The 19,698-nt window shown below is 39.7% G+C and carries 22 protein-coding genes and 1 pseudogene; 4 read left to right on the top strand and 19 right to left on the bottom strand.

Translation table 11 applies throughout. From position 1 onward, the window contains the following. Positions 1-112: 112 nt before the first annotated feature. From NST18_RS07110 to NST18_RS07155, 10 genes are all read right to left on the bottom strand, one after another. Positions 113-1,771, bottom strand: a complete 1,659-nt coding sequence (locus tag NST18_RS07110; RefSeq protein WP_340721135.1) for an IS1634 family transposase — start codon at positions 1,769-1,771, stop codon at positions 113-115. A 173-nt stretch (positions 1,772-1,944) separates the two neighbouring features. Next, positions 1,945-3,870 (bottom strand): DUF6449 domain-containing protein, encoded by a 1,926-nt coding sequence (locus NST18_RS07115; RefSeq protein ID WP_004890372.1) that lies wholly within the window; start codon positions 3,868-3,870, stop codon positions 1,945-1,947. Continuing rightward, complete coding sequence (locus tag NST18_RS07120; RefSeq protein ID WP_064221402.1) at positions 3,845-4,744, bottom strand: ABC transporter ATP-binding protein; 900 nt, start codon at positions 4,742-4,744, stop codon at positions 3,845-3,847. The genes NST18_RS07115 and NST18_RS07120 overlap by 26 nt, the downstream gene beginning before the upstream one ends. Next, entirely contained in the window at positions 4,731-5,126 is a 396-nt protein-coding gene (locus NST18_RS07125; RefSeq protein ID WP_004890367.1) for a GntR family transcriptional regulator, read from the bottom strand. The genes NST18_RS07120 and NST18_RS07125 overlap by 14 nt, the downstream gene beginning before the upstream one ends. Positions 5,127-5,245: 119 nt before the next feature. Beyond that, the gene (locus NST18_RS07130; RefSeq protein WP_004890365.1) at positions 5,246-5,887 is read right to left on the bottom strand and encodes a nitrous oxide reductase accessory protein NosL; all 642 of its coding nucleotides are present in this window, start codon (positions 5,885-5,887) and stop codon (positions 5,246-5,248) included. 98 nt (positions 5,888-5,985) lie between these two features. Next, positions 5,986-6,195: a DUF6501 family protein gene (locus NST18_RS07135; protein WP_004890363.1), complete on the bottom strand. Its 210-nt coding sequence runs from the start codon at positions 6,193-6,195 to the stop codon at positions 5,986-5,988. A 14-nt stretch (positions 6,196-6,209) separates the two neighbouring features. Next, positions 6,210-6,413 carry a hypothetical protein gene (locus NST18_RS07140; RefSeq protein ID WP_003398692.1) on the bottom strand — a complete coding sequence of 68 codons (204 nt, stop codon included), beginning with the start codon at positions 6,411-6,413 and terminating at the stop codon, positions 6,210-6,212. Positions 6,414-6,510: 97 nt separating this feature from the next. Next, positions 6,511-7,719, bottom strand: a complete 1,209-nt coding sequence (ilvA, locus tag NST18_RS07145) for a threonine ammonia-lyase (RefSeq protein WP_064221399.1) — start codon at positions 7,717-7,719, stop codon at positions 6,511-6,513. 156 nt (positions 7,720-7,875) lie between these two features. Then, the gene (locus tag NST18_RS07150) at positions 7,876-8,772 is read right to left on the bottom strand and encodes a manganese catalase family protein (protein WP_004890357.1); all 897 of its coding nucleotides are present in this window, start codon (positions 8,770-8,772) and stop codon (positions 7,876-7,878) included. Positions 8,773-8,785: 13 nt separating this feature from the next. Further along, a complete protein-coding gene (locus NST18_RS07155; RefSeq protein WP_003398689.1) occupies positions 8,786-8,992 on the bottom strand; it encodes a YuzF family protein in 207 nt (68 codons plus the stop codon). Positions 8,993-9,160: 168 nt separating this feature from the next. On the opposite strand from NST18_RS07155, the gene NST18_RS07160 reads away from it, so the two are divergent. Then, positions 9,161-10,414, top strand: coding sequence for a two-component system sensor histidine kinase NtrB (locus tag NST18_RS07160; RefSeq protein ID WP_004890354.1), 1,254 nt, complete (start codon positions 9,161-9,163; stop codon positions 10,412-10,414). Positions 10,415-10,438: 24 nt separating this feature from the next. Here the strand turns inward: NST18_RS07160 and NST18_RS07165 are convergent, their stop codons facing one another. Continuing rightward, on the bottom strand, positions 10,439-11,854 hold the full coding sequence (locus NST18_RS07165; protein WP_004890353.1) for an alanine/glycine:cation symporter family protein: 1,416 nt from the start codon (positions 11,852-11,854) through the stop codon (positions 10,439-10,441). 155 nt (positions 11,855-12,009) lie between these two features. Here NST18_RS07165 and NST18_RS07170 point away from each other — a divergent pair, with 155 nt between their 5' ends. Continuing rightward, complete coding sequence (locus tag NST18_RS07170; protein WP_004890351.1) at positions 12,010-13,350, top strand: MATE family efflux transporter; 1,341 nt, start codon at positions 12,010-12,012, stop codon at positions 13,348-13,350. Between the two features lie 27 nt (positions 13,351-13,377). Here the strand turns inward: NST18_RS07170 and NST18_RS07175 are convergent, their stop codons facing one another. The 4 genes from NST18_RS07175 to NST18_RS07190 all read right to left on the bottom strand — a co-directional run bounded on the left by NST18_RS07175 (position 13,378) and on the right by NST18_RS07190 (position 15,511). Beyond that, positions 13,378-13,491: a YjcZ family sporulation protein gene (locus NST18_RS07175; protein ID WP_006318569.1), complete on the bottom strand. Its 114-nt coding sequence runs from the start codon at positions 13,489-13,491 to the stop codon at positions 13,378-13,380. Between the two features lie 26 nt (positions 13,492-13,517). After that, positions 13,518-13,622 carry a YjcZ family sporulation protein gene (locus NST18_RS07180; protein ID WP_021094060.1) on the bottom strand — a complete coding sequence of 35 codons (105 nt, stop codon included), beginning with the start codon at positions 13,620-13,622 and terminating at the stop codon, positions 13,518-13,520. Positions 13,623-13,726: 104 nt separating this feature from the next. Next, positions 13,727-14,626: an EamA family transporter RarD gene (gene rarD / locus NST18_RS07185; RefSeq protein ID WP_004890348.1), complete on the bottom strand. Its 900-nt coding sequence runs from the start codon at positions 14,624-14,626 to the stop codon at positions 13,727-13,729. A gap of 21 nt (positions 14,627-14,647) precedes the next feature. Beyond that, complete coding sequence (locus NST18_RS07190) at positions 14,648-15,511, bottom strand: cation diffusion facilitator family transporter (RefSeq protein WP_035018641.1); 864 nt, start codon at positions 15,509-15,511, stop codon at positions 14,648-14,650. Between the two features lie 179 nt (positions 15,512-15,690). Here NST18_RS07190 and NST18_RS07195 point away from each other — a divergent pair. Together NST18_RS07195 and NST18_RS07200 are read left to right on the top strand one after the other, a co-directional pair. Continuing rightward, positions 15,691-15,930, top strand: a pseudogene (locus NST18_RS07195) (Na+/H+ antiporter NhaC family protein); the annotation flags it as partial. A 79-nt stretch (positions 15,931-16,009) separates the two neighbouring features. Beyond that, positions 16,010-16,342 carry a hypothetical protein gene (locus NST18_RS07200; protein WP_035018639.1) on the top strand — a complete coding sequence of 111 codons (333 nt, stop codon included), beginning with the start codon at positions 16,010-16,012 and terminating at the stop codon, positions 16,340-16,342. Positions 16,343-16,344: 2 nt separating this feature from the next. On the opposite strand, the gene NST18_RS07205 is transcribed toward NST18_RS07200, so the two are convergent. From NST18_RS07205 to NST18_RS07220, 4 genes are all read right to left on the bottom strand, one after another. Next, positions 16,345-17,148: a M15 family metallopeptidase gene (locus NST18_RS07205; RefSeq protein WP_004890339.1), complete on the bottom strand. Its 804-nt coding sequence runs from the start codon at positions 17,146-17,148 to the stop codon at positions 16,345-16,347. Between the two features lie 73 nt (positions 17,149-17,221). Beyond that, positions 17,222-17,926, bottom strand: coding sequence for a purine-nucleoside phosphorylase (gene deoD, locus NST18_RS07210; RefSeq protein WP_004890338.1), 705 nt, complete (start codon positions 17,924-17,926; stop codon positions 17,222-17,224). A gap of 176 nt (positions 17,927-18,102) precedes the next feature. Continuing rightward, positions 18,103-19,236, bottom strand: a complete 1,134-nt coding sequence (locus tag NST18_RS07215) for an IS4 family transposase (RefSeq protein ID WP_088223289.1) — start codon at positions 19,234-19,236, stop codon at positions 18,103-18,105. 82 nt (positions 19,237-19,318) lie between these two features. Continuing rightward, complete coding sequence (locus NST18_RS07220; protein ID WP_035018638.1) at positions 19,319-19,651, bottom strand: hypothetical protein; 333 nt, start codon at positions 19,649-19,651, stop codon at positions 19,319-19,321. Between the last annotated feature and the right edge of the window lie 47 nt (positions 19,652-19,698).

Here is a 19,698-nt window from a genome sequence, read left to right on the forward strand (position 1 = left end):
TTGGTAGGGCGGAACAAAAGGATTTTTTATTCAGTTTTTTAGAATAACTTTTAAACCAACACCAAAAGCGATGGTATCCTTTTTTTACCATCGTTGGTCGTTCTTTATCCCATTAGACGTAAATGCTCTCGTCCATCCCTAATCCTTGCAGAATCCTTCGCTGCTCGTACGTGAGCGGTTGACCTAACGCGCGTTGAATTCGTCCATCCGGCAGTTCCAACAGGACGACTCTGACATACCAAAACAATTGAAAAATCGCTTGTCCGGTCGGTCGGGTCAGTTTCCGGCCTCCCGCGCCCTTTAATGGGTGTTCCGGGGTGATGAACTGACGCACCCGGCGCTGGAAGACGCGGTAAATCGCCAAGGCCAACAGAAACAAATAGCCCAATACCGCGACCCGTTCCGGTTTTTTTACGTAAATCTCATCCGTAAAGAACGGGTCTTTCAAGAAAGAGAAGTTCATTTCCACCGAGATTTGGCCTTTATACAACTTCAAGATCTCTTTCGCATCCATCGGTTGACCTTTCCATTCCTCCGGAACTGTCGTGACAAGGACAAACCGGGACGCTTTCCGTCTCGCCTGTTCCCACGCATCTTGGTCGAATTCCACGTTCAAGCGAAGGGCGTACAGCGTTTCCATGTCCGGTTCCGCCCCTTTTTTCGGACGTCCGCGCCGTTTTTTCGGACGCACGATCGCTTCGACCGACGCCTCGACGCGATGGAACCGGAGACGAAGGGACGTCTTTAGAGACGCTAGGGCTTGTTCGGCGTCTTCCCGGCACGAAAACAGACGGCTTTCCCACTGGGTTTGTTTCTGCCGAAGAAGCTCTGCTTCTTGGTTTCGCTCTTTTTCGAGCGTCTTTCCTTTTCGTTGGTCGAGCGCGCTGGATTCAACGACGATCAACCGGACCGAATGACCTTCGTACGTCGATGTCGTTTCCCACACCCGGTAGGTGGCTCCGTTTTTCTCCGCTAAGGAGAACGGATCGCTCCACGGCGTGTCTTGGGCATCAGCTTTAGCCAGCGCGGTTTTGACGATCCGGAGCGAAGAAGGGCCTCTTGTGATCAAAAAGGCGTTGGCGGCCTTCGTTTGCGCCAGTGTGTCTTTCGTCATGGCGGCAGAATCGGCAACATAAATCCATTCATCTTCGATCTTCGCCTGCTTCAGCTGTTTCTGCACACGGGACAACACCTCGGGATTCCACGTCTTATCCGGCAGGTTGCCGTCGTGTACATCGCCATAAAACGGGATGCCATCCTCGTTGCCAATCAGCCCAAATCCGATCTGCTTTTGCCAACGATGATGCCGGTTGTAGCCATGCGTAATCTGCAAGGCATCCGGCGAGGCCGATTCATACGCGCCATAAACGGTCTTGTCCGTCGTATCGGCGTGGAAGACGCGAAGAGAGAGGCCTTCTTTCTTGTAGATCTGCACGAGGCAAGACGAAAGGACTTGATGGATATTCGCCTCATACAGGCGATCCAAATGACGCGCGATGGCATCGTCGTTGAACCAAGACGGCTCCAGCCCTGGCCGAATCAGCTTCGGCAAATCGATGTCATGCGCCCATTGTTCCAAATGAACGAGCGCTTGCCGGCCGCTCAAGATATCCAGAACGATTAGTTTGACGATATCGCTGGCTCGAGTTTGGCATTGCGGATCCACGGGAACGAGACGATCAATCAACTGAGGAAGGTCAAGATCTTTGAACAGGGCGCTTATTATATTCAAATAAGAACTTTCATAAATGGCCCGAATTTGAACGTCCATGATGAGCAAACTCCTTTGCTTTCCTTGTATTCCAAGGTTTTATTCGACAGGAAGATAAAAAAATCCTCCCGATTTTTGTCGAGAGGGTGCGAAATGTGAGATGGACAACAATATATTACCGAATATACGTGGCTTTTGCCAACAACGAAAAAAAGACCTGAGCACTCAGGTCTTCAATGAAGGAATGGAGGGATAAAATGTTTAGTAAATGACTGTATGTCGGCATATCCACTTTTATAGTAGGTAACGACAATATAATCCGCACGTTCATCCCAACCAGCCACTTGCATACATTGTTCTATTTTTGTTTTATCTTTTACGACGATTCCCTCGGCTCGTTCAATCATGTCATCTGTCCACTCATATGTTTTCAACCGTTTTGTGTTTTTAATTATTTTCACTTCGCTCACGTCTTCTACTGTCGCCCGTGCTTGCTGCAATAAACCGCGCTGCTGCAACCATTCATCTACGAGATGATACGACTTTTTCCACTTGATCATAGTTTCCTCGGTTATTCCTTTTTGTTTTTCATACGTGACGATAATTGCTCCCCATTCTCGATTCCATGCGATTGGATCAAATGTTTCATCTACCAACTGACGCTGTAGTATGTGTAAAAACGATTCGATCTCCTCACGATCACGCAATCGAACGGCTTTCCCTCCTAAATTAGAATCTATTCGTACTTGTAAAACGTTTTTGAAATCATTTATACGCAAAATTGGATAGTGATTTTTCTTAAACTCAAGCGAATGAAAAATAGGTTTGTAAAACTGATTATATACTTCTAATGGTACAGCATATTGACGAACAATCCGTTTTCCGTTTTTCAAGTCATAACCAATGACAACATGTTTAGTATTTTCAGTTTGCAATTTTTGCTGCTTCATTAACTGCTGATGGAACAAATAAATGTGCTCGATGTTGTCTCTTTCGTAGAAAAACGCATTCTCCCCGTTTTCATTATCATTTTCAAAATAGTATATATCATCACCAAAATATGCTCGTTCAATGTCATTTAACGGGGGTTGGTATTTCCCAAAACCAAATAAGTCAAATGCAAATAATAAACTGACAACGGCAATAAAACCTATATATTGAACGTATGCTTTCCAATGCGTGAACACGCGCCATGTTTTTTCTAAAATGATACGGGCAATGAAGTAGCCGATCAATGAAGCAAATACATATCCAAAAATGATCCAAGTTATTCGTTGTTGCATCTCCCCGAAATATGCTCCACCGACAAGCATGACACAAAATGTAAAACCATATGTGAATACGGAGCGGAGCGGACGAAAAGCGATCGCATCTGTTGCTGCTTCAACATGTCGTTTTTTGTATAGCCATACACTCAATACATAAAATATAAAAGCGAGCACAATATATATATATATTTCGATTGGTTGAATAGGTTTTGATTCCCAGGTCAATGCCCGAATAAAAGGCGCGATTTTGTCAATGTTATAGGATAAATAATATTCATATGCAAAACCGTGTAAAAAATATTTCAAGTTAAACATAAGTAAAACGAATATTCCTGCTGAGAAGAAAAACAGAACATAAGCAAACACGCCTTGTAGCATGGACATGCCAGTAAACATCCCAACAAACACCGTTCCAGAAAATAATAATACATTCATTGCCAGCGTACCTGTAAACCAAATGGCTATATGCTTCAGTGAATATAGCGAAACAGGAAGAAGCGGTTTCATGATTATTAAACATCCCGCAATCATTGCGACGGGCACAGTAAGAATGATCATCGCAGTAACAATATGCTGAAGAAACAGTGCCTCACGTTTAACTGGCAGACTATGAATGTAATCTGCAGACAATCTCACTTGCATATAGCGAAATAAAAAGATGGCAAGCAACACAGGAAGTGTGAACATAAGGGAAAACTGAATTATACTTCCGATATCAAATATGCGACCCGTCTGATGATGCATAAGCCAATTTTCATCTTCAGTCATCATAAAAATATGGATAGGTAGTGCAAAAAGAAGGCCGACGAAATAAACAAGTGCAACCCATCCGACGTTGCGAACAATTTGACTAAAAATTCCCCGATTAAACAAGAATGTTTTCAATGGCATATCCTCTTTCCCCCAGTTCATAAATAAAAATTTCTTCTAACGTTAGCGGCAATAAATCAAATAAAATGGGCTCATACTTGTGAATATGCGCGCTGATTTGTTCCTCTTCTCCACGAATGATACAAAGAAGGACGCTACCGCGACGTTCTTGATAAACAACATCCAAATGTTGAAGGAAAGTAGAAGGAGGTTGACCGTGAAACGCCACTTGCACTTTATGGATGTTTGTTTTCAAATTGTCTAATTCTTTTTCGATAATGAGTGAGCCATTATGCAAAATGCCGATACGGTCACACAAATCTTCTACTTCAAATAAGTTATGCGAAGAAATAATGACGGTCATTTCTCTATCTGCTACGTCTTGAAATAAAATGTTTTTCACTTTTTGCCTCATGACAGCATCTAGTCCGTCGAGCGGCTCGTCTAAAACGAGTACATCAGGCATCGCTGAAAATGTTAACCAAAAGGCGACTTGGCGCTGCATCCCTTTGGACATACGTTGTATTTTTTGGTTTATGTCAATAGGAAATAGCTCTTTCATTTCGTGAAAACGTTTTCCGTTCCATTTTGGATATATATGACGATAAAAATCGGCCATTTGTCGGATTGTTGTATGCGGAAAAAAATAAAGTGCATCAGGTAAAAAAATGAGCCGTTCTTTCTGTTTGATGTTTTCAAAAATCGGTTCACCATCAACGGTGATTGACCCTCTGTCTTGTTTATAAATACCTGCTATCATTTTCATTAGTGTTGTTTTTCCAGCACCATTTGATCCGAGTAACCCATATATTGATCCTTTTGGGACGGAAAATGTCACATCTTTGATCGCCTCTAACTCCCCAAACCGCTTGCTTACATGATTAATTTGAATCATGTTCCTCTCCTCCTCGTATCGCACGTTCTGCGCGTTCAACAATTGAAAAAATTTGTTCTTTTTTTAATCCGATATAGAATGCTTCCTGACATAGTTTCAACATATTTTCTTCTAGTTGCTTGACTTTTTCACTGTAAACAGCCTCTTTTTTATTAGCAACAAAACTTCCTTTCCCTGGAATAGAGTAAATATACCCTTCTCTTTCTAATTCTCGATACGCCTTTTGAATTGTATTTGGGTTAATCGTTAACTGTTTAGCTAGCAAGCGAACAGATGGTAGTTGCTCGTTCGGTTTCAGCACACCATGAATAATCATTTCTTTCATTTTCTCGATAAGCTGCTCGTAAATTGGTTTTCGACTTCGTAAATCCAGATCAAACATGACGCCCTCCCTTCCTTTCCTGTACTAACTGTTATATCTGTATTATATTACATAATACGGTTTATGTAAATATTAATATTTCTAAAAAAATAAAAAAGCCGCCAAAATGACAGGCTTTTTTATTTATGGCTATGTCCATTTTGATGACTATCTTGTTGCATATTGTCGTTATGACCATGACCTTGTCCATCTTCCTTGTTTTGCATCATCTGTTTCTTTTTCATATAACGTTCGTGGGCGACCTTATCAACAGCTTCCCATGATACGATCATCGCGCCCGGTTGTTCACTTACAAACTTGTCAGCATCTTCTTTTTTGGCAAAAAACGCATATCCATAGTTCATTGGTGTTTTAATATCAGCTTTCACAACTGTCGCATTTTGTAATTCAATCCATTCTAACGTATTGTAGTCGCGTACATATTTTTTTGCAGCTTCGCTGTGGTCTCTTTCATAGTTGAATAAACATCCGATATCATCAAAAAACAAGACGTCACCGTTTTCAGTTGCTGATTTGGCTGTAAATTTACCGAGCTCATGTTCTTTTGGATATACTTTCATGTTGCAAAATACACACACTGTATTTTCGTCTGGTTCCGCCATCGCAGCTTTCATAAACACGTCTTCTTGCACGGTCTTTTCTACTTCTCTGTTTTGCTCAACTTGTTTCGTCTCTTCTTGATTATCTCCTGCTTGATTGTTGTTGCATCCTGTCAATGCGAAAATAAAGAGCACTACCAATAAAATCATCCATTTTTTCATTGAAAAAATCCCCCTCTTCATTCAATCCGTAGTTCAATGTACTATATATTTGTGAAGTTTGTTTGAAACAAATGTGTTAAAAATGAAAAAAAGCGGTGCTATACCGCTTTTTCTGTAAAATAGTGCTTATAGTATCCGCCAACTTTTCCACGGTTATCAACAATGAAATAAAAATCGTCTGTTTCGTTTTTTACTTCATATTCTTTACCTGGAGTTAATACATTGTGAACAATGTACTTTTCCGCGTTCGTATGATTACATACAACTGTTTTTATTGTTGGACGTTCATGCCAGCTCAAATGAATCATGAGCGATGCCTCCTTCAAGAACCTTTATATTTATTTAAAAATTTAGCGAGTTCATGTAGTGCTTGCAATACTGCAAAATGTTTATCGTTCCCGCTTGCCTGCGCGGTGGCCACATCCTTAAATTTGGCGTGCGCTTCATACGTTCCATTTTTTTTGTATACATCTACTCGTACAGTTCCCCTTGGGTGCGGAACGATAAAAAACTCCATTCGTTTCATTTTCTCTCCCCACCTTTAACATCAAACGTGTATTTAATTTAATAATAGTAGAAAATGTATACGTTTAAAAGCATTATTTCATACAAAAAACTACCTTTTAATCAAGACGATGAATGGTGTAACCAGATTCGATTAACACATGTTGAATTTGATCAATATGCTCCCTATTTTTTGTTTCAAGGGAAAAACGTATTTCGGCTTGTCCTGGGAGAACGTTTGTTCCCATTCGTTGATGATCAATGGACATGACATTAGCTTCTAAATCGGAGATAATGCGCAACAATTTATTTAGTTGTCCCGGTTTGTCTGAAATGACTGTTGAAAATGTAACAAAGCGTCCAGATTCAACAAGTCCCCGTTCGATAATGCGTGAAATGAGCGTTACATCGACATTCCCCCCGCTTAAAATGGCTACAATGTTTTTTCCTTCAAGCGGAATTTTTTTGTACAATAAAGCAGCTAATGAACAAGCCGCTGATCCTTCAACGAGCAATTTATTTCGCTCGAGTAAATATAGCATTGTTCGTGAAATATCTGTTTCTTCCACACAAACAATATCATCCACATATTTTTGTATGTATGAGAACGTTAAATCTCCAATTCGTTTAACAGCGATCCCGTCTGCAATTGTATTTGATGGAGTAATCATAACGGGTTGATTATATTGTTTAGCCGCTGTGGTGCTTGCGCAAGCAGCAGATTCAACGCCATATATGCGGATAGTAGGCTTTTTTTGTTTCATAGCAATAGCTAATCCTGCAAGTAACCCACCACCACCAACAGGGCAAACGACTGCATCAATATGGTCAAGCTGGTCAAATAATTCTAAACCAATTGTACCTTGTCCAGCAATAACGGTTGGGTCATCAAACGGATGAACGAATGTTGCACCTGTTTCTTGCTGAAGCTTTCGGGCATATTCTAACGATTCGTCAAATACATCACCGTGTAGAATAACGTTTGCGCCATAACTTTGTGTCGCTTGAATTTTACTTAATGGCGCCCCCTTCGGCATGACAATGGTACATGGTATTCCGATCATGCTGCTAGAATAAGCTACCCCTTGTGCATGATTTCCCGCTGAAGCTGCAATTACCCCACGCCTTTTCTCTTCTTTGCTCAATGAAATGATTTTATTGTACGATCCTCGAACTTTAAATGAACCTGTTTTCTGTAAGTTTTCTAATTTCATGTACACTCGATTATTTGATAGTCGACTAAACGTTTGTGAAAATTCAAGAGGAGTTTTGTGAACAACTGATTTCATTCGTTGTTGCGCTTCGTATATGTGTTGTAGCGTGATCAATTCATCTCATCCTCCTTTGCGTCTTTTTCATTATATGTTATTTGATCATAAACAAGCAATTGCCTATTTTCTTTCTTTGATTTTTAATTGATTATTTAGAACATAGTTCTATTATTTAAATTTGGGCAGAAAAAAAAGCTATGCATATTGCACAGCTCACAACCCCGCTGATTGTTGAAGACGTCTTGCAATTTCGAGAAAATCCTCGTATGAAATTCCTGGGGCAAATGTTTCCTCGACTGATTCCAAATCGGGGATCGGCGCTCCCGCTGGTGTTCCTTGAATCACTTCGAGCTGTCCCCCATCAAGCGGATGCGTTCCTTTCCAAATTTGCTTTACGTCTTGATAATCATGTTCACTAAATGTGTACAACTTCCGATGCCATCCTTGCTGTTCGTATTTACGTGCTACATCAAATTTATCATTGCTTAAGTTAGGGATTGGTAACATTTTTGTCACATCAACACCTGTGACAATTTGAAGTGCTTTCGCATAAGCGATAATGTGCACTCCTCCACGCACAAGTAAATAACCAATCATTTCTCTTGCGACAGGATGATCGGTCATCTCATATACTCTCATTTTATGTGTACGGGCACCACATTCTAAGAAAAAATTGTGCAGCAAATCTAAAACTAAGTTCCCGCTGTTGAAGACGTAATCCCCTGACCACGATTTTCCCATTGAATCCCCTGGTAAAGCAGTTTGTGCTGTCGCGATAAAATGGTACGTATTTCGTTTATCTACCCCGCTTTGCATCGGAGTAACATCCGGATCCCCTTCAAACGTTGTTCCCGTCAAACATAGATTAATCGCCGTTGTAACGAGTTCGACATGACCTAATTCCTCTGCTGTAATACTTGCAACTAAATCATAAAAAGGTTTTAATTTTTTCTTTTCACGAAAGTTGAACGACTGAAACAAATAATTATTTAACGTTGACATTTCCCCGAATCTTCCGCCGAGCAACTCTTGTACTGCTGCGGCAGCATTTGCATCCGCGTACGTAGATTTCGGCAATTCAATCTGCAGTTTGTTCACTCTTGTAAACATTGCACTCCCCCTCTTATTTTGGCATAATCCAAATGATTTGCTGAATGCGAACAAAAAAGAGGGTATCGCTACTTTTTAATACAATGTGATCTGGTTTTACATCTTGAATTATGCCTTGCATATTTCCACGTACCGTTTCGATTACTACTTCCCTTCCTTTAATCGTTTGTAACGTTTGATAAACATAAGGGTCGATGAAAGCCATAAATTGCGGTGTCATTTTCCTCCCCCTTTCTAACTTTTCCTTTCCAGTTTATTCACTCGTATTTGTGTTTATTACATTTTTTATTTAGAACATAGTTTTATAAAAAATAAAATACATACTAGCTGATTTATTTGTTTTACGATAAACTTCAACATAGAAATAGTGAAACAAGGGGTTAGAACGATGGAAACTCATGAGCAATTAAAACGAAAAATAAACGATCTTGAAGAAGAAGTGAAATTATATAAACGTTTTATCGAACACATTCCTTTCCCATTTTCGTACGTCGATCACGAAATAGGAAAGATGTTGAAAAAGGAAAATGATATATCTACTCCGATCGTCGAAAGAATAAAAAAAAATGAGCGACAAAAACCAATAATACAATGGAAAATGAATTTACAAAAAGATTATCCATTTGAACAAGTTGAACAATTTTTAGCGCCTATTTTTGATCTTGTTTCCCATCATATCGTTTTTGTTGATGCGAACGGAATCATTACATTATGTAACTTACAGGCAGCGAACGACATTGGCGTCAATCGGGATGAAATCATTGGAAAACATATTCGGGAGTTGTTAAACATTCCTGACGAACAGATTATGACGCTAAAAACACTGCGGACAAAACAACCGCTTTACAATTGTGAAGTGCTTGATCGGTACTATGGCATTATTAATACACGTATTTTATACAATGAAGATGGATCAATTAAACGCGTCATTAGCATGTTTCAATCGCTTAATCAAATGAAAGAAGCTGAAAAATTAGCGATCGCTGGGCGAATTGCTGCCGGGATTGCGCATGAAATTCGAAATCCGTTAACTACCGTAAGAGGATATTTACAGTTTTTGAAAGAGCAACTACCTGAACATATTGTCACACTCATCGAACAACTGTTAATTCCCGAACTCGATCGAGCAAACGATATTATTACAGACTTTTTAAACGTTGCAAAACCAAACGAAATGAAAATAGAGTGGATTGGCATAAACGAATTTATTCAAAACGATTTAGATCTTTTATTACGAAGCGAAGCCCTTCTTCACAATGTAGAGCTTTCATACGATCTAGATGAAAAACTACAACATCGTGGTGTTTATATTGACAAAAATCAACTGATGCAGGTGTTTATTAACTTATTGCGCAATGCGATTGAAGCAAAAACAGAAAAGTCATTGAATGTACACATTCAAACAACTCTGCACAATGACCTTGTTCAAATTTACGTCCGCGACAATGGACCTGGCATCCCTCCTACAATTATTCATCACATCTTTGATCCGTTTTTTTCGACGAAACAAACGGGAACAGGTCTCGGTCTATCTTTGTCGCGAAAAATTATTGAACTTCATAAAGGTTCAATGCGTGTGCAAAGCGAATTCGGACGTGGTACATGTTTTATTATCGAACTGCCCGTTTATGTAAAAAAATGAGGCTGCTTCATCGCAGCCTCATTTTTACGCTTCTTTTTTCTGTTCCACTTGTTCCTCCTTCCAGCATTCTACTTGATTGTCCATACCTATATTACGTGCGTAAAATACCGGATTTTTTCCTTGTTTTCGTTGCGTTGTATAGTCTTGTAAGGCAGCAAAAGCAACACGACCGAGCAAGAAAATCGAAATTAAGTTTACAACTACCATAAACGCCATGAATAAATCAGCTAAATCCCATACGATTTGAATGCTCGATACAGATCCCCAAATAACCATGAATAATACAGCTAAACGATAGATCAATAATGATACCTTGCTCGAACGAATGAATTCAATATTTGTTTCACCGTAATAATAGTTTCCAATAATCGAACTGTATGCAAATAAAAATACGCTGACTGCCACAAATCCTTGTGCCCACTCACCAATGTGTGTGCTCAATGCCGTTTGTGTTAACGTGATTCCATCAAGCCCTTCCTTCATATAGTCGCCTGATAATAAGATCATGAACGCTGTTGCGCTACAAACTACTAACGTATCTACAAATACACCTAATGTTTGAATTAAACCTTGCTTTACAGGATGGGAAACTTCTGCTGTCGCCGCAGCGTTCGGCGCGCTTCCCATACCGGCTTCGTTAGAGAATAAACCTCGTTTAATCCCCATCATAATTGCTGCACCAAATCCTCCACCTACAGCTTGTTCAACGCCAAATGCATTTTTCAAGATCAAAGCAAATACAGATGGTAATTCAGCAATGTTTGTCAACACGACATAAAACGCAGTCAATAAGTATAAACCGGCCATAACGGGAACGATGATCGACGATGCTTTCGCAACACGATGCACACCACCGAAAATGATAAATGCCGTCAGAACAGTAAGTAAAATACCGATGACGATCCGATCCATTTGAAATGCATGCTCAAAGGCAAACGTAATCGTATTTGCCTGAACAGAGTTAAATACAAGACCAAATGAAAACGTAATTAAAACAGCAAACAATATACCAAGCCAACGTTTCTTGAGCCCTTGCTCGATATAATACGCTGGGCCTCCACGATAACCATTTTTATCTTTTATTTTATAAATTTGAGCAAGTGTGCTTTCCACAAAACTTGATGCCCCCCCAATTAGAGCAATTAACCACATCCAAAATACCGCACCAGGTCCACCGACAGAAATCGCTAACGCAACACCGGCTAAGTTACCTGTTCCAACGCGGGACGCTGTACTCATAAAAAACGCTTGTAACGACGAAATCGCACCTGTTTTTTCTGGCCCTTCTGTAATGACACGGAACATTTCACCGAAATAACGAAATTGAACAAACTTTGTGCGGAACGTAAAGTACAACCCAACGATAATTAAAAGTGCAATCAAAACGTACGACCATAATATGTTGTTTAAAAATGATACGATCGTTTGTAATAATTGCATACTCGTCACCTCACCTGATGTTTATAATTAAAAAACGACTTTTTTAATGTAACAAAACATAACATGAAAAGCAAGAGGATTATCTATGAATATGCAAAAATGATATGTTATAATATCGTCTGTCTATATTTTTACACGTATTTTTGGAGGAAAAAATGAAAGAAACATCTACGTTAAAAGAAAAAATAAAACAGTTCTTACATATACTACTTCCTGTTTTTCTTACCCAAATCAGCCTATATATGATGAACTTTTTTGATGTGACAATGACAGGAAAATATAGCGCAGTTGATTTAGCAGGTGTAGCCATCGGCTCAAACATTTGGGTTGCTATATTTACAGGAATTGGCGGAGTATTGACAGGTCTAACCCCAATCGTTTCCCAAGCATTTGGGGCAAAAGATCATGAGCGTATTTCTCGAACAATCGAGCAGGCAATATACTTGGCGATCGTTTTTGCCTGCTTTGTGTTGACAATTATTTATTTTCTCGTCCCTATTTTATTGGAAAACATGTATATCGAGAGCAATGTTCAAATCGTTGCCCATCAATATTTACAAGCATTATGTATTGGCATTATCCCAATTTTTATTTATTACGTTCTCCGCTCCTTTATGGATGCCCTCGGTCAAACAAAGGTTACAATGATGTTAACGTTATGCTCACTCCCTTTAAACGTTTTACTAAACGATATATTCATTTTCGGACGATGGGGTATCCCCGCATTCGGGGGAGTCGGTGCAGGATATGCCACAAGCATCACGTATTGTTGCTTGTTACTATGTGCGTTTTTGCTCGTTCGCTTTCGTAAACCTTTTTCAACGTACAATATACTTAAGAAATTTCATCCGATCTCGTTATCCATTTGGAAGCAATTAATTTTGATCGGTACACCTATTGGACTAGCGATCTTTTTTGAAACGAGTATTTTTTCTGCTGTCACGTTGTTAATGAGTCAATTTGGAACAACGGCAATCGCCGCTCATCAAGCAGCATTAAATTTCGGTTCACTTTTATATATGATTCCACTAAGCATTTCGCTTACTTTAACAATTATTGTTGGTTTTGAAGTAGGTGCTAGTCGCTCAGAACATGCCAAACGTTATTGTATCATCGGCATTTCATCTGCTGTAATGATGGCTATTGTTGCCTCTATCGTTCTACTATTATTTCGTGAACCGATCGCTTTCCTATATACGAATGATGAACACGTTTTGCAATGGACGAAACAGTTTTTGTTATACGTTTTATTTTTCCAATTTTCTGATGCTGTTGCTGCCCCTATTCAAGGCGCATTACGTGGATACAAAGACGTTCGTTTCCCGTTTTTTATTGCGCTCGTATCGTATTGGTTCGTCGGTTTGCCTGTCGGATATATATTCGCTCATTATACAACTGCTGGACCGTTTGGATATTGGATCGGTCTTATTACCGGTTTAGCCTCAGGTGCCATATTGTTATTCGTACGGTTACGACAAAAATGGAAACATATATAAAAGCAAGAGGGAGCCCCCTCTTGCTTTTTAGCACCAAGCTGCACCGACGATAATAAGCAAGATAAAAAGTACGACGATGAGCACAAATGTTTTTCCGTATCCTGGATAACCATATCCATATCCATAGCCATATCCATACATGATGCATTTCCTCCTTTATCGTTTAATTAATATCCCCAGCCACCAATATAAGCACTACCAACAATGATTAACAAAATAAACAATACAACAATTAACGCGAAACCACCGCCGTGATGATGTCCTCCACTCATCTTCTGACACCTCCTTCTTGTACTAACAACCTATTCAACGACTAGGGAAAACGTTATGGTTTTTGAAAAAATGGGTAAAAAAACGCCTGTCTCACCGACAGACGTTATGCGTTTAATGATTTTTCTCTTCGTTTCTCCCATGTGCTTGAAAGTGAAAATAAAAGCAAAGCCGTCCAAATACAACCAAATGCATACATGTGAGCGTTTGTAAACGGCTCGTGAAACAAAAACACACCAAGAAGTAAACTTAACGTTGGTGAAATATATTGCAAAAATCCTAAAAAGGTTAACGAAATATGCTGAGCCCCCTTGGCAAAATATAAAAGGGGCAAGGCAGTCGCTGGACCAGCCCCTACAAGCAATAACATCGTTGCAAACGAAAAAGAAGCAACGTTTAGCTGTCCAAACGAGTGTATAATGAATATGAGCGCAAAAGGAGTCACAAGCATCGTCTCAACAGTCAAACCAATTGTTGCGTCAATCGAAATCACTTTTTTCACAAGACTATATAGCGCAAAGCTACAGGCAAGTGAAAGCGCAACCCATGGAATTTTTCCATATTCAATCGTCATAAGTAAAACTCCAGCAGCTGCTAGAATAAACGATACTGCTTGCCATTTGTAAAGACGCTCTTTTAATACAACGATACCTAACAATACGTTTAACAATGGATTCATATAATATCCTAAACTTGCTTCAACCATATGATTATGGTTGACAGCCCATATGTAAATAAACCAATTAACGCTAATGAGTAGCGATGCAACGATTAAAGCGATGGCACGCTTTTTTTCTCGCCATAACAATCGACATGTATGCAAAAATGTAGACCAATTTTTTTGAACGATCAACAACGCAATCATAAAAAAAAATGAAGCAACAATACGATAAGATAAAATTTCCTTCGCCTCGATATGTTCGAGTAATTTCCAATACAAAGGCAATATTCCCCACAATACATAAGCGAGCAGGGCATAGATCGTGCCGAGTTTTTTATTTTCCATTTTGCAGCTCCTTCCTTCATCTCAATCCTCATGCTCATACGGCTCGATATGCACATGAGCATAAACAACGCCATATTTTTGTTCAAGCAAACGCTCAACTTGATCCGCAATGTCGTGACTTGTTACAACATTTAAATGCGGGGCGACACAAATAATAACGTCTATGACAACATCATTGCCATACATTCTCCCCTTAATATCTACCACCTGCTCCACGCCGTTAATATGCTCAATGTCCTGTTTATACTTTTGTAGCGTTTTGTCATCAAACCCATCCGTCAACATATGAGACGCCTCTTTAAAAATGCCCCATGCGGTCTTGCAAATGATAAATCCAATAACAAAAGCGGTGACAGGGTCGAGCCAACGCATCTGTAACTGGGCACCTATCACACCAACAATGGTTCCTACACTAACAAGTACATCGGACAAATGATCTTTGGCAGCAGCGGCAAGCGCTTGGCTATTTGTGACGATAGCTAAACGCTTATTGAACATATATACAGCAAACATAAATACGGCTGAAACGCCAGCCGTCCATACTGCTACTAAATCCGGCTTTACATACTCCCCTTCCTTCAACGTTTGCACGGCGTTTACTAATACGTCTAATCCGATAGACATCATAATAAACGCTGCGATTAAAGAAGAAATATGTTCTGCACGCGAATGGCCATACGGATGGTTATCATCACGAGGTTTTTTTGCGATGAGTAATCCGATTAAAATGGCGATAGAAGCAAGAATATCAGTAAAATTATTCCACCCATCTGCTTTTAATGCTTCAGAACTTGACATATATCCGACGTACAACTTAGTTAAAGATAAAACAATATAAGCACCAATACTTACCCATGCCCCTATCTCAGGCTTCATTTGTGTCATATGCTCCACCAACTTCTCAATCATTTTTGCGTTAACATTGTACCAAGCGTACATCGTGTGGGTCTATAGCAACAAAATTGGTTCATTGAAGAACAGTAGGAAACATGCAATAACATTGCCTTTAACCAAATTTACTGTTGACGTCTAATAAAAAAATGTGATAAAGTGTTTGATGTTTCATCACTCTACCAATTTGTATGAAACTTGGGCTTAGTCCGATGGCAACGATTGCGATTATTGGTGCTGCTGGTGCACTTGGTGATGCTGGATCACCTGCCTCTGATAGCACACTCGGCCCAACATCGGGTTTAAATGTTGATGGTCAACATCACCATATTTGGGATACATGTGTTCCAACATTTATTCACTACAATATTCCCGTTATTATTTTCGCATGGATCGCAGCAATTGTGTTATAAAAAGGGAGCTACTTTCAAACAGTAGCTCCCTTTTTGTCGAAATTTCGGCGCACATTCCGACATTTTTTTTAAACGAAATATGTTAATGTATTGTAAAGTATATTTCGAAATTGTAAATACGCTCGAAGGAGGAATGATAACGATGATTTCGCAATTTATCGACCAAACAGAGGCAGCAATCCTTCGCTTTTCTGTCTCCTTATTGACAGAAATTGAGTTAAAAATTATGAAAAAACAAATTATTTCACAACACCAGGCGATGAAATACGCTAAACATCAAATTGATTTATTCGTTAAACAAATGCATTTCCGTCAAGCACTAAGTGCAGTATATCGGTCAGAAATATACATTTATATTTCTACAAAACTTGCTCGTGTGTTTGAACAATATCGTGTATTCAAATGTGTATAACTTTATATTTTCTTTACAATTTGAAAATATTCCTCTAGCGTGATTTGTTTTTCATAAATAATTTTGGCTGCCTTCACGCCGACATAACGCAAATGCCAAGGCTCGTATTGATATTTTGTAATATGCTCTTTTCCTTTCGGATAGCGAATAATAAAACCAAATTCATGCGCATGCTCAGCTACCCACTTTCCTTCTCGCGTGTCACCAAAAGCAGGGGTAATGGTATATTGAACACTCGGACTTGTAATATCCATCGCTAATCCGGTTTGATGTTCACTTTTCCCAGGCATCGCAACGGCAACAACTGCTTTTTCTTCTCCTGATCGTTGAACTTCAAATGTAAACAACTGTTGTTGCCGTTCATACGAACGATAGCCAGATACAGCATATAACAAAACTTGTTGTTGTTTCGCTGCTGTAAACATCGATTCTAACGCTTTTGCAGCTTCTGCACGCATGTGTCGTTTTTCAACATCCGTTTCTTTAAATGTAAACGGAACATTTGGAACAACTAAGTCAGCCGGCTTATAGTCAGCAGGTAATTGCTGCTCCTTATTTACTAAAGCTAGTATATTATCTGGATTTATGATGACTTTTACCCCATTTTGCACTTCGATTTGATTCCAAAATCTCTCTTCAAGTACAAGCTCTTCTTGTTCCTTCGTTTCAGAAGATGGTATCGGTGCTTCAGAAGATGGCTCTTCAACTTGTACGGGGGGTTTAGACGGTTTTTGTTCAGGTTCAAGTGATCCAAAGGATTGACAGCCACTAGTTATTATCAAAAAACAACATAACCATTTTTTCATCTTTTTCTCCCTCACGAATAGAAGAAAGCTCCGCGAGGAAAATGATTCGCAGGAGCTTTCTTTATTTTTTAGTTTATTGGCGAATCGCTGTTTCAAGAGCAACTTCGATCATTTCGTTAAATGTTGTTTGGCGCTCTTCAGCCGTTGTCTCTTCCCCTGTTAAAATGTGATCGCTTACTGTTAATACCGATAATGCTTTTCTGCCAAATTTAGCGGCTAATGTATAAAGCGCTGTTGTTTCCATCTCTACAGCCAGTACACCGTATCGTGCTAGTTTTTCAAATTGTGCATTTTCATTATAAAACATGTCCGCCGTAAATACACTACCAACTTTTAATTGTAATCCTTTTTCTTTTCCAATTTCATACGCTGTTTTCAACAAGTCAAAGTTAGCCGTTGGAGCGTAATCAATCCCTCCAAATGTCATGCGATTCATCTGAGAATCTGTTGAAGATGCCATTGCTAAAATGACATCACGAACTTTGACATCTTTCTGGATCGCCCCACATGTTCCGACGCGAATTAATGTTTGAACGTTGTAGCTTTGCATCAGTTCAGTAATATAGATAGAGATAGACGGAACCCCCATCCCTGTTCCTTGAACGGAAATACGATGCCCTTTATATGTACCGGTAAATCCAAGCATTCCGCGAACTTGGTTATAGCAAGTAGCTCCCTCTAAAAACGTTTCAGCGATATATTTTGCGCGAAGTGGATCTCCTGGAAGTAAAATTTTATCTGCAATCTCGTGTTCTTTTGCTCCAATATGAACACTCATATGTATCCTCCTTTAATCTTTATCGTTGCATATATACTATACCACACTCCTATATTTCACTAAAGCATTGTTTTTCATGTAAAAAAAGAGGGGATTCCCTCTTTACGACATTTTGCGAAAATACTTCGGTTTCACGTATAAAACCTTTTTATCTTCACTTACAACACGGCTGTTGATTATCCAAAATTAGGCATACTCCTCCCATATATTCGGGCATACTCAAATAAGACAGCTGCCATCTCGGATTTCCATTCGAGAGGAAGTTGCCCAGAGAAAAAACGACGGACAAACGAAAGAAAGGTAAGGGACGAGGTTGTCCGTTTTTCCGTTCGATGATATAGCCATCTCAGTAACACATAAGCGATAAATGCCGCAAAAAGTTGGTTGTATACCGCATGCTCGTTGGTGCCAAATAAGGTCGGAACGTTTAGATATTGCTTGATCCATCGGAAAAACACTTCCACTGTCCAACGTTCTTGATACATCTCGGCAATCTTTTCCGCCGATGCCTCTAAGACGTTCGTGACCACACGGATTTCATGCCCGTTCGCATCCTGAAAGATCACGACGCGATGGCGCTTTTTGGAACGACATTGTTTCGTTCCTAACTGGCAAGTAAAATCCGCCACAATAGAAGAAGAGGAGGAAGAAAGGCGCTTTAGGCTCTTTTTTTGATGGATCTCGACATTGTCTTTCATCCGAATCACAAACGGTTGCTTCTGTTCGACAAACCGATCGAGGCGTTCAATTTTAAAGTACGCTCGATCTTCGACAAGAACCGTTTGTACGTCTGTGAGCCGCTCTCCCACCGGTCCATCGTGGCGCAACCCTACGGTTTCTACGATGTCGCTCGGCATTTGTTGCTCAGGGGAATACGCGACGTGCATTTTCACTCCGGATCGTTCCCCATGATAGGGTGCCCATGTCAGGCGGTTTTTCCCCACGGTGACGGTCGTGGAGTCTACTATACGCAATGCTTTTGGAAAGCGAAGCGAACGGCGGGTTTGGCGATTGCACTTAGAAACAACCAAAGCAAATAAGCGCTTCATCACCTCGTACGGAACTTCTTTCGCTTTCTTAGAAACCGTCGAGTAATGAAACGTCGGCAATCCGTACATTTTCGCCACATCGGCACCATGACGGAAACTTTTCCATTCGTGAAGTGCCGCCAGCAGAAAAAAATCAACCAACGTGCGCACCGTAAACGTCCGCGAAGTGTCATGGTAGCCAACGGCTTCGGTAATCGACTGGAGATCTTCATCAGAAACAATTTTTTGCATCAAATTTGGGAGTGTGGTATGCTTGTGCATAGAGAGCACCTCCTAGGTTTGTTTGTGTTGTTACTTACATTCTACAGGAAAGGTGCTCTTTTTTCTATGTTTTTTATGGATATTATTGGTTAATCAACACGCCTGCACTTACAACATATTTTTTCTTCGCTTGCTCATAATGTTCATATATTAAATAACAAACAACATAAATTGGTAACATCGCTTCTAAAGACGCTAAATAAATGAGGTAAAATGGGTGCTCGCTTGTTTCAAACATCCCACTAAACACATAGTAAGCGCTTGCAATAACCACGTTAGTGAAGCTAATGTTTGCCAAATGAAGGAGGAAAATTTTCTTTCTCCGCCCAATGAGCCGCTCTAATTCGAATTTAATAAACAAGGAACAAAAAATCGCAACAATTCCGACGATGGAAGAAATCATAAATGCAAACATCGTTTTTCCCACCCTGTATGTATATTTTTTATGATGTTGTCGATGTT

This window comes from Anoxybacillus sp. FSL W8-0104, from assembly GCF_038004465.1.
Taxonomy (GTDB): Bacteria; Bacillota; Bacilli; order Bacillales; family Anoxybacillaceae; genus Anoxybacillus; species Anoxybacillus flavithermus_G.

Excerpts from the sequence above, each read along its gene's own strand:
- NST18_RS07135 (WP_004890363.1), bottom strand. The coding sequence starts at position 6,195 with ATGATTCATTTGAGCTGGCATGAACGTCCAACAATAAAAACAGTTGTA.
- NST18_RS07170 (WP_004890351.1), top strand. The coding sequence starts at position 12,010 with ATGAAAGAAACATCTACGTTAAAAGAAAAAATAAAACAGTTCTTACAT.
- NST18_RS07150 (WP_004890357.1), bottom strand. The coding sequence starts at position 8,772 with ATGTTTACAAGAGTGAACAAACTGCAGATTGAATTGCCGAAATCTACG.
- NST18_RS07160 (WP_004890354.1), top strand. The coding sequence starts at position 9,161 with ATGGAAACTCATGAGCAATTAAAACGAAAAATAAACGATCTTGAAGAA.
- NST18_RS07140 (WP_003398692.1), bottom strand. The coding sequence starts at position 6,413 with ATGAAACGAATGGAGTTTTTTATCGTTCCGCACCCAAGGGGAACTGTA.
- NST18_RS07125 (WP_004890367.1), bottom strand. The coding sequence starts at position 5,126 with ATGTTTGATCTGGATTTACGAAGTCGAAAACCAATTTACGAGCAGCTT.
- NST18_RS07115 (WP_004890372.1), bottom strand. The coding sequence starts at position 3,870 with ATGCCATTGAAAACATTCTTGTTTAATCGGGGAATTTTTAGTCAAATT.
- NST18_RS07155 (WP_003398689.1), bottom strand. The coding sequence starts at position 8,992 with ATGACACCGCAATTTATGGCTTTCATCGACCCTTATGTTTATCAAACG.
- deoD (WP_004890338.1), bottom strand. The coding sequence starts at position 17,926 with ATGAGTGTTCATATTGGAGCAAAAGAACACGAGATTGCAGATAAAATT.
- NST18_RS07120 (WP_064221402.1), bottom strand. The coding sequence starts at position 4,744 with ATGATTCAAATTAATCATGTAAGCAAGCGGTTTGGGGAGTTAGAGGCG.
- NST18_RS07215 (WP_088223289.1), bottom strand. The coding sequence starts at position 19,236 with ATGCACAAGCATACCACACTCCCAAATTTGATGCAAAAAATTGTTTCT.
- NST18_RS07130 (WP_004890365.1), bottom strand. The coding sequence starts at position 5,887 with ATGAAAAAATGGATGATTTTATTGGTAGTGCTCTTTATTTTCGCATTG.
- NST18_RS07180 (WP_021094060.1), bottom strand. The coding sequence starts at position 13,622 with ATGAGTGGAGGACATCATCACGGCGGTGGTTTCGCGTTAATTGTTGTA.
- NST18_RS07205 (WP_004890339.1), bottom strand. The coding sequence starts at position 17,148 with ATGAAAAAATGGTTATGTTGTTTTTTGATAATAACTAGTGGCTGTCAA.
- NST18_RS07200 (WP_035018639.1), top strand. The coding sequence starts at position 16,010 with ATGTTAATGTATTGTAAAGTATATTTCGAAATTGTAAATACGCTCGAA.
- NST18_RS07110 (WP_340721135.1), bottom strand. The coding sequence starts at position 1,771 with ATGGACGTTCAAATTCGGGCCATTTATGAAAGTTCTTATTTGAATATA.
- NST18_RS07220 (WP_035018638.1), bottom strand. The coding sequence starts at position 19,651 with ATGTTTGCATTTATGATTTCTTCCATCGTCGGAATTGTTGCGATTTTT.
- NST18_RS07190 (WP_035018641.1), bottom strand. The coding sequence starts at position 15,511 with ATGACACAAATGAAGCCTGAGATAGGGGCATGGGTAAGTATTGGTGCT.
- rarD (WP_004890348.1), bottom strand. The coding sequence starts at position 14,626 with ATGGAAAATAAAAAACTCGGCACGATCTATGCCCTGCTCGCTTATGTA.
- NST18_RS07175 (WP_006318569.1), bottom strand. The coding sequence starts at position 13,491 with ATGTATGGATATGGCTATGGATATGGATATGGTTATCCAGGATACGGA.
- NST18_RS07165 (WP_004890353.1), bottom strand. The coding sequence starts at position 11,854 with ATGCAATTATTACAAACGATCGTATCATTTTTAAACAACATATTATGG.